General features: G+C 61.9%; 15 protein-coding genes. 9 read left to right on the top strand and 6 right to left on the bottom strand.

What is annotated here, in order from left to right:
- Positions 1-284 precede the first annotated feature (284 nt).
- On the top strand, positions 285-1,121 hold the full coding sequence (locus ACP7BV_RS24060; RefSeq protein WP_426107392.1) for a branched-chain amino acid aminotransferase: 837 nt from the start codon (positions 285-287) through the stop codon (positions 1,119-1,121).
- 200 nt (positions 1,122-1,321) lie between these two features.
- Here the strand turns inward: ACP7BV_RS24060 and ACP7BV_RS24055 are convergent, their stop codons facing one another.
- The 3 genes from ACP7BV_RS24055 to ACP7BV_RS24045 form a co-directional block, all read right to left on the bottom strand.
- Positions 1,322-1,984, bottom strand: coding sequence for an OmpA family protein (locus tag ACP7BV_RS24055; protein ID WP_426107390.1), 663 nt, complete (start codon positions 1,982-1,984; stop codon positions 1,322-1,324).
- 104 nt (positions 1,985-2,088) lie between these two features.
- Positions 2,089-2,235, bottom strand: coding sequence for a lmo0937 family membrane protein (locus ACP7BV_RS24050; RefSeq protein WP_426107389.1), 147 nt, complete (start codon positions 2,233-2,235; stop codon positions 2,089-2,091).
- A 204-nt stretch (positions 2,236-2,439) separates the two neighbouring features.
- Entirely contained in the window at positions 2,440-3,186 is a 747-nt protein-coding gene (locus ACP7BV_RS24045) for a glycine zipper 2TM domain-containing protein (protein ID WP_426107387.1), read from the bottom strand.
- Between the two features lie 250 nt (positions 3,187-3,436).
- On the opposite strand from ACP7BV_RS24045, the gene ACP7BV_RS24040 reads away from it, so the two are divergent.
- Positions 3,437-4,168, top strand: coding sequence for a Crp/Fnr family transcriptional regulator (locus ACP7BV_RS24040; protein WP_426107386.1), 732 nt, complete (start codon positions 3,437-3,439; stop codon positions 4,166-4,168).
- A 293-nt stretch (positions 4,169-4,461) separates the two neighbouring features.
- On the opposite strand, the gene ACP7BV_RS24035 is transcribed toward ACP7BV_RS24040, so the two are convergent.
- The 3 genes from ACP7BV_RS24035 to ACP7BV_RS24025 all read right to left on the bottom strand — a co-directional run bounded on the left by ACP7BV_RS24035 (position 4,462) and on the right by ACP7BV_RS24025 (position 7,301).
- The gene (locus ACP7BV_RS24035) at positions 4,462-4,683 is read right to left on the bottom strand and encodes a glycine zipper 2TM domain-containing protein (protein WP_426107385.1); all 222 of its coding nucleotides are present in this window, start codon (positions 4,681-4,683) and stop codon (positions 4,462-4,464) included.
- A 45-nt stretch (positions 4,684-4,728) separates the two neighbouring features.
- Positions 4,729-5,040 (bottom strand): BON domain-containing protein, encoded by a 312-nt coding sequence (locus tag ACP7BV_RS24030; protein ID WP_426107383.1) that lies wholly within the window; start codon positions 5,038-5,040, stop codon positions 4,729-4,731.
- A gap of 173 nt (positions 5,041-5,213) precedes the next feature.
- Complete coding sequence (locus ACP7BV_RS24025) at positions 5,214-7,301, bottom strand: AsmA family protein (RefSeq protein WP_426107382.1); 2,088 nt, start codon at positions 7,299-7,301, stop codon at positions 5,214-5,216.
- A 185-nt stretch (positions 7,302-7,486) separates the two neighbouring features.
- Between ACP7BV_RS24025 and ACP7BV_RS24020 the strand changes: the two genes are divergently transcribed.
- The 7 genes from ACP7BV_RS24020 (at position 7,487) to ACP7BV_RS23990 (ending at position 11,928) form a co-directional block, all read left to right on the top strand.
- Positions 7,487-7,867 (top strand): DUF4398 domain-containing protein, encoded by a 381-nt coding sequence (locus ACP7BV_RS24020; protein ID WP_426107381.1) that lies wholly within the window; start codon positions 7,487-7,489, stop codon positions 7,865-7,867.
- A gap of 77 nt (positions 7,868-7,944) precedes the next feature.
- Positions 7,945-8,865 (top strand): OmpA family protein, encoded by a 921-nt coding sequence (locus ACP7BV_RS24015; RefSeq protein ID WP_426107379.1) that lies wholly within the window; start codon positions 7,945-7,947, stop codon positions 8,863-8,865.
- 33 nt (positions 8,866-8,898) lie between these two features.
- Entirely contained in the window at positions 8,899-9,435 is a 537-nt protein-coding gene (locus ACP7BV_RS24010; RefSeq protein WP_426107377.1) for a ferritin-like domain-containing protein, read from the top strand.
- A 56-nt stretch (positions 9,436-9,491) separates the two neighbouring features.
- Positions 9,492-9,830 (top strand): DUF883 family protein, encoded by a 339-nt coding sequence (locus ACP7BV_RS24005; RefSeq protein WP_426107375.1) that lies wholly within the window; start codon positions 9,492-9,494, stop codon positions 9,828-9,830.
- An 18-nt stretch (positions 9,831-9,848) separates the two neighbouring features.
- Positions 9,849-10,235: a phage holin family protein gene (locus ACP7BV_RS24000; protein ID WP_426107374.1), complete on the top strand. Its 387-nt coding sequence runs from the start codon at positions 9,849-9,851 to the stop codon at positions 10,233-10,235.
- A gap of 20 nt (positions 10,236-10,255) precedes the next feature.
- Positions 10,256-10,642 carry a hypothetical protein gene (locus tag ACP7BV_RS23995; RefSeq protein ID WP_426107372.1) on the top strand — a complete coding sequence of 129 codons (387 nt, stop codon included), beginning with the start codon at positions 10,256-10,258 and terminating at the stop codon, positions 10,640-10,642.
- 158 nt (positions 10,643-10,800) lie between these two features.
- The gene (locus ACP7BV_RS23990) at positions 10,801-11,928 is read left to right on the top strand and encodes a patatin-like phospholipase family protein (protein WP_426107430.1); all 1,128 of its coding nucleotides are present in this window, start codon (positions 10,801-10,803) and stop codon (positions 11,926-11,928) included.
- Positions 11,929-12,160 lie beyond the last annotated feature (232 nt).

Raw genomic sequence — 12,160 nt, 5'->3', positions numbered from 1 at the left:
TGTACTTGGCTTACCGCAAGGACTTGTGTACGCTAGCGTACGCATGCGTCGCCAATCGAAAATATATTTATGCACTGAAACATTTTTTTTTGGGGGCAGACCTCCAAAATCTCATTTTTGTACCGGCGACCAATTGTTCTGATAAAAAACGTGATCCTTGAGGCGAGGGCCATTGCCTAGTGACTGGGCGGAAATAATCTCCCCGCAGAGGTCGGACCCCGGTTTGTTGCTGGGGAGCTTTCTTCGGGTACACTTATTCCGGTATTTTTTATAGAGGACCGCATATGTACCTGACTTATTTCAAGGGTCAATGGGCAGAGGGAAATGTTCCCCTGTTCGGCGCCATGGACCACAGCGTCTGGCTGGGCTCGTCCGTGTTCGACGGTGCGCGCGCCATTCGCGGCCATTTGCCCGATTTGCGACCGCACTTGCAGCGCGTCATCCATTCGGCCACGCGGCTTGGCCTGCAGTGCCCGCTGACGGTCGATGAGATGGAAGCGCTCACGCGCGAAGGCGTGGCCAAGTTCCCGGCCGAGGCCGAGCTGTATATCCGGCCCCTCGTGTTCGGTTGCGAAGGCTTTCTGATTCCCGAGCCCCAGCACAGCGGTTTTGCCCTCACGCTGTTCGATTCCCCCATGCCCGCATTCACCGGGTTTTCGGCCTGCTTGTCGCCGCTGCGCCGCCCGGACGCGGACATGGCGCCCACCGACGCCAAGGCGTCAGCGTTGTATGCCAACTCGACGCGCGTCATGCGCGAAGCGAAGGAGCGCGGCTACGATAATGCCGTCGTGCTCGACAGTAAGGGTGCGGTGGCTGAATTTGCGACGTCCAATCTGTTCCTGGTCACGCCCGAGGGCAAGGTGGTCACGCCTGTCCCGAATGGCACGTTTTTGGCTGGCATCACCCGCGCGCGTGTGATTGCCTTGCTGGCCGAGGCCGGCGTGGCGGTCGAGGAGCGCAGCGTGGCGCCGCAAGAGTTAGCGGCGGCGCTGGAGATTTTCAGTACCGGCAACTACGGCAAGGTCACGCCTTGCGTGCGCTACGAGGCGCGCGTGCTGGCCGCAGGACCGGTCGCCACGCTGGCGCGCGAGCGCTATGGCGCGTATATCGAAAGCACCTGAGCTGGGCGGCACCGTTTATGCGCCCGCCACGGCCTGCGCGGCTGCGCTCTCGGCGCCGCTCTAGGTAGGGAAGCAGTAGATCGCCAGCAACCGGGATGTAGGCGACGTGAAAAAACCGGCACCGGCGTCAACTTGCGGTTGACGCCTGGTGCCGGTTTTTTTCGCTTCGTCTGGCCTTTGGCAGCGCCGGAGCGCGATGATCAGCCCTGGCGCTCCGCCACGTAGATCTCGACGCGGCGGTTGCGCGCGCGGCCCGAATCGCTGTCATTCGATGCGACCGGCTCGCGCTCGCCGCGGCCGTCGATCATGATGCGGTTGGGCGACACGCCGCGCTGCGACAGGTAGTCGCGGGTGCGCGCGGCACGGTCCACGGACAGCGGATCGTTGACGCTCGCGCTGCCGGTGCTGTCGGTGTGGCCGATGATCGACACGGTGGCGGCCGGGTTGTCGTTGAGGGTCTGCGCAAAGCGCTCGAGCACGGGACGGAAGTTCGACTTGATGTCGGAACGGCCCGTGTCGAACGAGACGTCGGCCGGAATGTCGAGCTTGAGGCGGTTGTCGGACGTCTGGCTGACCTGGATGCCGGTGCCGCGCGTTGCCGCTTCCATTTCCTGCTTTTGCTTTTCCATCCGGTTCGACCAGATGTTGCCGATCAGCGCGCCTGCTGCGCCGCCCAAGATCGCCCCACGGGTGGCACGGCCGCCGCCGCCGCCGCTGGTGCTGCCACCGATGATGGCGCCCAGGCCGGCGCCGACGCCAGCGCCCGTTGCCGTGCCGCGCTGGGTGGTGGACATGTCGGCGCAACCGGTGGCCATGGCGAGGACGGTCACTGCAACCAATGATTTAGCAATATTCTTATTCATAAACTTCTCCTTGAAAGATTAAATCCGTTTCGCGGTCACGCCAGTAATCCAGGCGTAACTGCGAAACGGATCGGTCATCAAATGATGGCCAGCTACAGCAAGTGCTATATGCCGCGTCCGCTAATCAAGCGAATCAGGATCATGATAACAGCCACGACCAGCAAAATGTGGACGAAGCCACCCAGGGTGTAGGAGGTGACCAGGCCGAGCAGCCACAGGATTAACAGTACGACGGCAATTGTATAGAGCATGATGGGTCCTCGGTAGGGTTGTGTGGGGCGACTAAGGTCGTTGACACAAGTATCCCAAAAACCCTTCTCCGATTCCGTACGTTAGCGTACATTGATTGACAAAATTCTGTCCTATTCGCAATAAATCCTTACAATTAAAAACGCCCGGTCGCAGCTTGCCGACCGGGCGTATCTGGTGCCTGGGCGGCGCCTGCCGCCCCGGGTTCAACCAGCGTGGTGCAGCGCGCCGTTGACGACCTTGATGCGGTCGCCCGAGTTGTAGCCGTTCAGATTTTGCAGGTGGAAGGTGCGCGAAGCGCCATTGTCCATGCGCACATGGACTTCATAGCTAGTGGTCGCTTTCATGTTGCCCTCGACCTGGTTGCCGACCACTGCGCCGCCCACGGCGCCCGCCACGGTGGCCAGTTTTTTGCCGTTGCCGCCGCCAATCTGGTGGCCGAGCAAGCCGCCAAGGATGGCGCCGCCGGCGGCGCCCACGCCGCTGCCCTGGGCGCGCGTCTTGATGGCGCGCACCGAGTCGACGCGGCCGCAATTGCTGCAGACCTTGTGTACGGGCCTGGTGTCCGCTTGCGCCAGGCGCATCGGCTCCTGGTACGACGCTTCGCGGTAGGCCGGCTGCGCCGGTGCGCGCGCGGCAAGGCCGTTGCGTTCGCGCTGGGACACGGTGTCGCGGTCGAGCTGGGCGAGACGGTCGCGTTCGCGCTGGGCTTCCACGCCGGTGTTGCTCACGTTCATGCCGTTGCCGTTACTGTCAGTCAGGCTGGAAGCGAGGGCCGCGCGGTCGCTCGCGGTCAGCTCGCCGCTGCTGGTCTTGCCGCCGAAGCTAGATGGAATCCAGCCCATGATGGCGGCGGTGCCGGCCAAACAGAACAGGATGATGGCGACCGCAGCCAGGATCATCATTGGATGATGGCTTGCCGGTTTGACCGGCGCGTTGAGGGGAGTGTTCATGGTTTTTTTCCTTTTATTGTCAGGGTCGAATGGCGCGAGCATGCGCGGCGCTTTGTTCGATACCGCTCATTGTCCGTTTTAGAGACGGGCGCTTCCGTGCGTCACCGTACATACTTTCATTATTATTATCGCTACGCTGATCGAAATTGTTTGCAAATGTATCCGCACTACTCAATCAGCAAAGTTCCCCGATGATTTCTCCCCTTTTCGTCCGATGTATCATACTGCGCAGCGCTTGCAGGGGCGCGCCATGAGTATCGTGTCGCCCCAAGAAGTCGCTCATCCAAACGGCAACGAACTGCTTGCAGCCTTGCCTGCGCATGACTTCGCGCGCCTGGCGCCGATGCTTGAGCCGGTGCAGATTGACGTTGGCGAAGTGCTGTCCGAGCCGGCGGCGCCGATTCGCCATATCTATTTTCCCAACGACAGCCTGATTTCGCTGCTGGGCGTGGCCGAAGGACGCATGACACTTGAAGTGGGCCTGGTCGGGCGCGAAGGCATGCTGGGCGCCACCGTGGCGCTGGGGCATGACGTGTCGCAGGTGCGCGCCATCGTGCAGCGCGCCGGCAGCGCCAGCCGCATGGACAGCGCCAAGTTTCGCACCGAGTTCGCGCGCAACCCGTCGCTGCAGCGCGTGCTGTACCGCTATACCGATACCTTGCTGGCGCAGGCCATTCAGATTGCCGTGTGCAGCCGCTTTCACGTGCTCGAGGCGCGCCTGGCGCGATCGCTGCTCATCACGCGCGACCGACTCAAGTCCGACAAATTCCATCTCACGCATGAGTTTTTGGCCCATGCGCTCGGGGTGCGCCGGGTCGGCGTGACCAAGGCGGCCAGCGCGCTGCAGCAGCAGGGGCTGATCATTTACAGTCGCGGCAATATTGAGATCCTCGACGTGCAGGGCCTTGCAGCGGCTTCCTGCAAATGCTACGAGATTGTCAAGGATGCCGGCGTGACCGCGCTGTCCACCGCCTTCGTCTGAGCGTCGGTGTAAGGCGTCATTGCGCGGGTCGCCAAACCGGTGTTGATGCCAATCGTTCGCCCCTCGCTCGTCTCTTTGCTCGTCTTTTTGCTCGTCTTTTCGCTGGACTTCGCTTCTCTCTTCACTTTTCGCCGCGCTTGCTTCTCAGCCTGCATCGGCCGCATCTTCTGTGCACGGCCGATCCTGGGCTGTGCCCGCACGCCCCGTGCCTGCCTGGCGGCGCCCGGCGCAAACAACGCGGACAAAAAAATGCCCCGCAAGGCGGGGCGCTTTTGATCGTGCAAGCCGGCGAATTAACGCGTGGTCTTGACCTGGTTGCCGACAACGCCGCCAACTGCCGCGCCGCCGACGACGCCGACCGGGCTGCCGCCGGTCAGTACGCCGCCGATGACTGCACCAGCGCCAGCGCCGATGGCGGTGTTCTTGTCCTGGTTGGACATGCCGGCGCAACCGGTCAGGCCCAGTGCGACTGCAACGAGCGATGCACTAACGACGATTTGTTTGAATGATTTCATTTTGAGCCTCTTGAACAGATATTAAGTCGATTAATTAAGTACGTATTACTTCATGCGGATGTCGTTTTTAACCGACTTCACACCTTTAACGCCGCCAGCGACGCGCGCTGCATTGGCGATGTCGCCGCCTTGTGCGACAAAGCCGCTCAACTGAACCACGCCCTTGTAGGTTTCGACGTTGATTTCAGTTGCCTTCAGTGTTGGGTCGATGGCAAATGCCGATTTCACGCTGGCGGTAATGACGCTGTCGTCCACGTACTCGCCAACGCTTTCGGTTTTCGCGGTAGGGGCGCAGCCGACAACAGTGGTCAGCATCATGGCAGCCAACAGGCTCGATACGATTCGCAGGTTTTTCATGTTATTTTCCTTTAATGGTGGTAAGCGTTTTAAAGCTTCCGGTAAGGCATTTGCTTCACCGATAGACGTAGAGTAGAGCCTGTCTGCCCGGCAAGTCTGTTCGGCAACGCACATAGGCTCCTGGCGTTGCGAAATAGCACCAGCCAAGTCGTGAAAGCTCGGCAACGCTACGACTAACGCACCTTGGTCTGCCCGGGGGGCGGGGCCTTGGGTTTGACGTTGGCGGCCTGCAGTAATTGGGCACACCCGCTGTCCATGCCGGGGCCGGCGTTGATCAGCGGAATCAGGGCTGCCACGGGCGCCGCCAGGCCCAGCGCAATGGCGGCGCCAGCCTTGAGCGCCAGCACCCCCTTGTCGACACTGACATGCGGCTCGCTGAAGCTGCCCCGGACGTACAGCGGTGCGCGCAGCGAAAAGATGCGCAAACCCTTGGTCTCGGGCTTGAGCGTCAAGTCCATCTGCTCGTTGGCCAGGTTGACCGTGCCGCTGGCGTTAATCACCGCTTCGTCGGTGTCGACGACAAACACACGCGTTTGCATGACGCCGCGGGTGACGGCGAAGTCGGACGCCATGCAGTTGAGCTTGACCTGCTTGTCGCCAAATAGCTGGGCCAGAATGATGTTGCCAATATTCAGGCCCATCTTTTCCAGTAGCAGCTTGCTCACTTGACCCTGGTTGATCATTGTCTTGAGCTCGCCGTTGGAGGCCGCCAGCAGCGTTGCCACCGAATTGCCCACGGCCGACAACTGGGCGTCGCCGTTGATTTCGCCCACCGTTGCCTGCATGTCGGGAATGGTGGGAAACAATTCCTTGATCCGGATATGGCGCGCGCTGACCTTGGCGGTGGCGCGGATCGCGTTCTTGCCTTCGCGCCCGCTGCCGTCGAGCTTGATGGTGGAATTGAGCGCGCCCCCGGCCATGACGAAATTGAGCGGCGCCAGATTGAGCACGCCATTGCTGAGCACCAGATGGGTGCTCAGTTTGGAGATAGGCAATTGTTTGTCGCGAATGATGCGCTGGGCGGAGTAGTGCACGTCGGCATCGATGGCGGTCCAGCGTTCGGTGCGGAACGTTTCCACCGGCAGCACTTTGCCGGCCGGCTGGACCGCTGCCACGCCGCGCGCCGTCTTGCTGGCGTTCGAGTCGGCGCCGATCAGCGGGCCCAGGTCGGCAAACTGCAGCAGCTTGGACACGACCGTGCCGCTCAACTTGCCGCGCGGCTTGCCGGTCTGGTATTCGAGCTTGCCGCCGATGTCGCTGCTGCCGACCTTGCCGCTGAACTGATCGTAGGTAAAGTGGCTGCCGTCGGCGCCAATGGCGGCGGTCAGGCGCCCCTCGGTGCGAAACGCGGGCGTTTCGGGCAGCACCAGCCCGCTGACCGCGTACAGGCGCGCCATGCTCGGGGCGGCAAGCTTGAGGCGCACATCGAGCGCGGCTAGCCGGGTCGGCTTGGTCAGCGTGCCTTCCAGCGCGATATGCACGGCGCCGATGCGCATGTCGGCCTGCAGCGGGAAGGGGGCGATCTGCTCCTTGAGCGAGAGCACGGCGCCGGCCTTGCCGGTGCCGGTGACGGGCGCACCATTGAAGGTGCCGCGCGCCTGCCAGCCCACGCCGTAATTGGCGTTGTTTTCAAGCACATCGACGTCGGCCGTGATGTCGGCTTTTTCAATCGCATCCTTGTAGTGAATCACGCCCTTGGTGAAGACGATGCGCTCGACATCCATTTTCCACGACGATGGCTTGTCTTCGTGGCGAAAGGTCCAGTTGTTCTTGCCGTCGGCGCCCCGCAACAGATCGACCTTGGGTTGCTGGAACTGCAGGGTGGGAATATTGATGCGCTTGTCGAGCAGGGCCAGCGGATTGAGCGAGAACGAGAACTGGCTGACGCTGGCCATGTCGCCCGTCACGCCGGTCGGGTTGCCCACGTGGACATCCTTGGCGACCAGGTGCGGCCAGGGAATCCAGTCGTGCCAGCTGCGGTCGCGTTCGGCCAAGGCCGCCTTTTCCCAGGTCAGCGACAGGTCGCCGCCAATGTTGAACGGGCGCCCGATGGCTTCGCTGGTCTTGGCGTTGAGCCACGGACGCGCCTTGTTCCAGTCATACGTGAGCAGAATGACCAGCGCGATGGCGGGAATGACGACCAGCACGGCGAGCACGCCGAGCACGATCTTGGTGGTACGCGTGGTTTTTTTAGGGGAGGAAGGGGGCGCGGCCGGTTGCTCGGGTTGGGCGGCGCCGGCGGTCGCTTCGGCTTGGGTCATGGCAAATCCTCTAGTTAGTAAGGCCAGCTTAGCCTAAAGTGCGGCGGTTTTTCGTGCGCTGACGCACCCAAGGGGGGGGCGCGCCTCCTGCAAATGGCAGCTATGTGCGTCAGCGTACCGATCTTGCCAAAGAATCAGCATATAACGTTATCACGACATTACTAAACATCTCTGGAGAAACAACGATGACGAACCAAACCCGTATTCAGCTGACCAAGGTCTTTTGCGCTGCAGTTGTCCTGACGCTGGCCGCTTGCGCCAGTTCGCAGAAAGCGCCGGCAACGGCTGACGTGGCGGTATCGAAAAATGCTGTCGAAAACGCCGTGAGCGCCGGCGCCGCCGACCTTGCTCCCGCAGAAATCAATCTGGCGCGCGAAAAAATGATGCGCGCCAATGCCGCGCTGGCCGCCAAAGATTACACGCTGGCGCGCGACCTGGCCACCCAGGCGCAGGCGGACGCAAAACTGGCGCAAAGCAAGGCCAATTCTGCCAAGGCAACTGCAGCGGCCAACGCGCTCGACGCCGACCTGCGCGTGCTGCGCCAGGAAGTTGACCGCGCTAAATAATTCAAGGTCCCGGTATGCCGGGCCGTCCCGATCCGTCGCGCCTGTGAGGCGCCAGAACACAAGAATAAGGAATCACCATGAAATCGACTACCCCAATGATGCTCAAATCGGCCGCGCTGGCCTGCGCCATTCTGCTCGGCGCCTGCTCGTCGACCCCGACCACGACCCCGATGCTGGACCAGGCGCGCGGCGACTTCGTCGCTGCCAACAACAATCCCAACATTTCCAGCTACGCGCCGCTTGAATTCAAGCAAGCAAGCGACGCGCTCGAGCAAGCCAACGCTGCCGCCGCCCGCCGCGACAGCATGAACGACATTGACAAGCTGGCCTACATCGCCAAGCAAAAAATTGCTACGGCGCGCGAAGTGGCCCGCACCAAGGGTGCCGAAGCCGACATTGCCAATTCGGGCAAGGTACGCGACCAGGTGCGCCTGGAAGCGCGCACGGCCGAAGCCGACCGCGCCAAGGCTGACGCCGCCGCGGCGCAGGCGCAAGCTGCACTGGCCCAAAATCAGGCGGCGGCCGCCGTCAGCCAGGTGGCCGGCGCTGAAGCGCGCACCCGCGAAGCGCAGGCGCGCGCCGCCGCGCTCGAAGCCATGATGGTTGACCTGCAAGCCAAAAAGACCGAACGCGGCATGATCATCACCATCGGCGACGTGCTCTTTGCCAGCGGCCAGGCCACGCTGACGCAGGCCGGCATGGCCAACCTGCGCAAGCTGGCCGACGTGCTGGCGCAAAATCCGGAGCGCACCGTGCTCGTTGAAGGGTTCACCGACAGCGTCGGCGCCGCCGCCTACAACCAGGACCTGTCGGAGCGCCGTGCGGCCGCCGTGCGCACAGCACTGCTGGGCATGGGCGTGGCGCCCGAGCGCGTAGCCATGAAGGGTTACGGCAAGGCTTATCCAGTGGCCAACAACGATACGCCAGGCAATCGCCAGCTCAATCGCCGGGTCGAGATCGTGCTGTCGAATTCGGGCTCGCCGATCGCCCCGCGTTAATTTTCATTACCGGATCTGAACAAGGAAAACACCATGGAAGACATCAACACACTGGCGCACGGCTTTGACGTCAAGGCAATCCGCGCCGCAGCCGCCAACCTCGATGACGGCGCCGTCACCGACGGCTACCAGGCCGACCGCGAAGCGGTGATCCGCATGCTCAATGACGCGCTGGCCACTGAACTGGTCTGCGTGCTGCGCTACAAGCGCCACTATTACACCGTCAGCGGCGTGGGCAACGGCCCCATCAAGGCCGAGTTCCTCGAACACGCGCAACAAGAGCAAGATCACGCCGACTCGCTCGCCGAGCGCATTGTCCAGCTCAACGGTTCGCCGAATTTCAACCCGGCTTCGCTGGTCCAGCGCAGCCACGCCGAGTACGATGAATCGGAAGACGTGCAGTCGATGATTCGCGCCAACCTGATTGCCGAACGCGTGGCAATCGAGTCGTACAGGCAAATGATTGCCGCCATAGGCGACAAGGATCCGACCACCAAGCATCTGCTGGTCGGCATCATGGCCGTTGAAGAAGAGCACGCGGACGACATGCGCGACCTTCTGGCCAAGTAATTGCATGCCACTACACAGCACCTCACCTATAAACCACCACGAAAATGGAGTCCACCATGTTAGATAACACCACCCCGCGCACCGGCAACGGCACCCTCAACGGCAACATGAGCACGGTGCAGACAGACGTCAAGACGCTGGTCAAGGATGCACAGACGCTGCTGACGGCCGCTGCGGCTCTGACTGGCGAGAAAGCCGAAGAGATGCGCGGGCGCGGCATGGCCATGCTTGACGTGGCGCTGGGCAAGGCTTCGCAGGTGCAGGGCCAAGCTATCGTCAAAGGCAAGGAACTGGCCGCCACTGCCGATGTCTATGTTAAGGACAACCCATGGCGCACCATCGCCGCCGCTGCCAGCGTCGGCTTGCTGGTCGGTGTGATCCTGGGCCGCAAATAATTTTAGCCGGGAGCAGCCATGGACACCTCTACCGCAACAGTACATGGCCCCGGCCTGATGGGTGGCTTGACCGGCCTGGCAAAAAATGTTTTTGGACTGCTCGTGGCGCGCGTCGAACTGGCCGCGCTCGAACTGTCCGAAGTGCGCAACCACGTATTGGCGCTGCTGGCGGTGTTTGCGCTGGCCGTTATCTGCAGCTGGTTCGCGATTGCCTATGGCACCGCGATGATCGTCGCGCTGGCATGGGAAGCCATGGGCTGGAAAATTTTGCTGGTCATGTTCCTGGTGTTTATCGCCGCCACGGTATTGCTGGGCCTGAAAGCCCGCGCAATGCTCAAGGAAGGAAAACTTGCTTTTCCAGAGACGATGAGCGAGCTCAAAAACGACCGCGAGATGCTTCTGTAAGCCAACCAGAGGACGGGGGAATGATCATGGAAGAAAAGAACATCGTTGGACTGTCGCCCGAGGACGGCGGCGCGCAGTCGCTGGCCACGCGCAAGGCGCGCCTCAAGCGTCAGGCTGACTTTTACCGGGTCGGCATCGTGCATGCCAAAGCGGGCATCCGGCAAGGGGCGCGCCCTGAAGCGCTGCTGCACAATGTCCTGGACCATGCAGGCTGGGCGCTGCGCTCGCGGATGGACAGCCTGCTGCGGCCCACGGGCATCAGTGTAGCCGCCATCATGCCGTATGCGGTCAGTATTATCGGCTTCATCACGCGGCGCCGACTGGTCAAGCCGGCGCTCGGCGTGCTGGCCGCCGCTGGCGCCGTTGCATGGTATGTGCAGCAGCGGCGTGCCAAGGCAGCCTACTGACGCACCGTGGTAATGTAGTAAGCCGTCGTCACCGATTTACCCTGCCGGGCACACGTACCCGGCCTAGCAACAACAAATGCAGGATATGGTGGGGCTTGAGCGGCGTCGTAACTTTCGGGTTCGACGCCGTCTTTTTATTTTTGAACATTCACGACGCCATGACAACAGCCAATCCGCTCAATCCCGACAAACTTCCCATCGTGCTGGTGCTGCAAGGTGGCGGTGCGCTTGGCGCCTACCAGGCCGGCGTCTACCAGGCACTGCACGAACATGACCTGGTGCCCGACTGGATTGTCGGCACCTCGATCGGCGCCATCAATGCGGCGCTGATTGCCGGCAACCCGCAGGCGGACCGGCTCAATAAGGTGAAGGCTTTCTGGGACCGCGTCTCGCATCCTGACGCGATGGACATGGGCCAGGTCAGCGACAGCTTGCGCCAGTCGAACATTTGGTTCAATACGCTGGACACGGTAATGCGCGGCGCGCCCGGGTTTTTCAGGCCACGCTTGTTGAGCGGCTTCCCGTTCGGCATGCAAGTGCCGGCCGACGAGGCATCTTTTTATGATACGAGCGAACTGGGCGACACGCTCCAGGAACTAGTTGATTTCGACTATCTGAACGCGCCGGGCGGCATCCGCCTGACCGTCAACGCGGTCAATGTGCGCAGCGGCGAACTGGCCCATTTCGACAGCCGTACCGGTCAGCTGTGCGCGGCGCACGTGCGGGCCAGCACCAGCCTGCCGCCTGCCTTCGCACCCACGCGCGTGGCGGGCGAATTGTATTGGGATGGCGGCTTGTATTCAAATACCCCGCTCGAATCGGTGCTCAACGAAATGCCCGGGACCGACACCATCTGCTTCATGGTCGACTTGTGGAGCGCCGAAGGACCGGAGCCGGTGACGATGGACCAGGTCAGCACGCGTCAGAAGGATGTGACGTTTGCCTCGCGCTCGCGGCGCCATATCGAGGATTACGTCGTCACCCACACCATGCAGCGCAAGCTGCGCGAGATGTACGCCCGTTTGCCGCCGGGCAGCCGTACGGCCGAAGACGAATCGGACTTGCTGGCATTGGGATGCGACGCTACCTTGCACATTGTGCGCTTGCCGTACGCCGGACGCGACTGGCACATGGCGTCCAAAGATGTCAATTTCTCCAAGGGCTCGATTGAGTGGCGCTGGGACCAAGGCTATCGCGACGCTTTGCGCGCGCTCAAGCACGCAGGCTGGCTGCAGCATGTGTCCGAAGAGACGGCCGTGGTGGTGCACGAGCTGCCGCCGGAGTAGGGCGGCGCTGCTGCTATCGGCTGCTGTCGGATGCTCTCTGCTGCTATCGGCTGCTCTCTGCTGCTATCGGCTGCTCTCTGCTGCTATCGGCTGCTCTCTGCTACTGTCGGCTACTGACCGTCGGCGGCCTGGGCCTTTGCGCCTGCCATCTCAAGCTGCTAGTGTAGTGCGTCAAACAGATTGAAGCTTATTAAGTTTGGCACGAGCGCGCGTGACTTTGGCAAGAATGTCG

Source organism: Massilia sp. TSP1-1-2, from assembly GCF_049896185.1.
Lineage (GTDB): Bacteria > Pseudomonadota > Gammaproteobacteria > Burkholderiales > Burkholderiaceae_D > Telluria_A.
The sequence above is the reverse complement of the archived record's forward strand: the minus strand, read 5'-3'. Positions and strand labels throughout refer to the sequence as shown.

Excerpts from the sequence above, each read along its gene's own strand:
- ACP7BV_RS23990 (WP_426107430.1), top strand. The coding sequence starts at position 10,801 with ATGACAACAGCCAATCCGCTCAATCCCGACAAACTTCCCATCGTGCTG.
- ACP7BV_RS24020 (WP_426107381.1), top strand. The coding sequence starts at position 7,487 with ATGACGAACCAAACCCGTATTCAGCTGACCAAGGTCTTTTGCGCTGCA.
- ACP7BV_RS24000 (WP_426107374.1), top strand. The coding sequence starts at position 9,849 with ATGGACACCTCTACCGCAACAGTACATGGCCCCGGCCTGATGGGTGGC.
- ACP7BV_RS24030 (WP_426107383.1), bottom strand. The coding sequence starts at position 5,040 with ATGAAAAACCTGCGAATCGTATCGAGCCTGTTGGCTGCCATGATGCTG.
- ACP7BV_RS24005 (WP_426107375.1), top strand. The coding sequence starts at position 9,492 with ATGTTAGATAACACCACCCCGCGCACCGGCAACGGCACCCTCAACGGC.
- ACP7BV_RS24060 (WP_426107392.1), top strand. The coding sequence starts at position 285 with ATGTACCTGACTTATTTCAAGGGTCAATGGGCAGAGGGAAATGTTCCC.
- ACP7BV_RS24010 (WP_426107377.1), top strand. The coding sequence starts at position 8,899 with ATGGAAGACATCAACACACTGGCGCACGGCTTTGACGTCAAGGCAATC.
- ACP7BV_RS24040 (WP_426107386.1), top strand. The coding sequence starts at position 3,437 with ATGAGTATCGTGTCGCCCCAAGAAGTCGCTCATCCAAACGGCAACGAA.
- ACP7BV_RS24015 (WP_426107379.1), top strand. The coding sequence starts at position 7,945 with ATGAAATCGACTACCCCAATGATGCTCAAATCGGCCGCGCTGGCCTGC.
- ACP7BV_RS23995 (WP_426107372.1), top strand. The coding sequence starts at position 10,256 with ATGATCATGGAAGAAAAGAACATCGTTGGACTGTCGCCCGAGGACGGC.
- ACP7BV_RS24035 (WP_426107385.1), bottom strand. The coding sequence starts at position 4,683 with ATGAAATCATTCAAACAAATCGTCGTTAGTGCATCGCTCGTTGCAGTC.
- ACP7BV_RS24050 (WP_426107389.1), bottom strand. The coding sequence starts at position 2,235 with ATGCTCTATACAATTGCCGTCGTACTGTTAATCCTGTGGCTGCTCGGC.
- ACP7BV_RS24025 (WP_426107382.1), bottom strand. The coding sequence starts at position 7,301 with ATGACCCAAGCCGAAGCGACCGCCGGCGCCGCCCAACCCGAGCAACCG.
- ACP7BV_RS24045 (WP_426107387.1), bottom strand. The coding sequence starts at position 3,186 with ATGAACACTCCCCTCAACGCGCCGGTCAAACCGGCAAGCCATCATCCA.
- ACP7BV_RS24055 (WP_426107390.1), bottom strand. The coding sequence starts at position 1,984 with ATGAATAAGAATATTGCTAAATCATTGGTTGCAGTGACCGTCCTCGCC.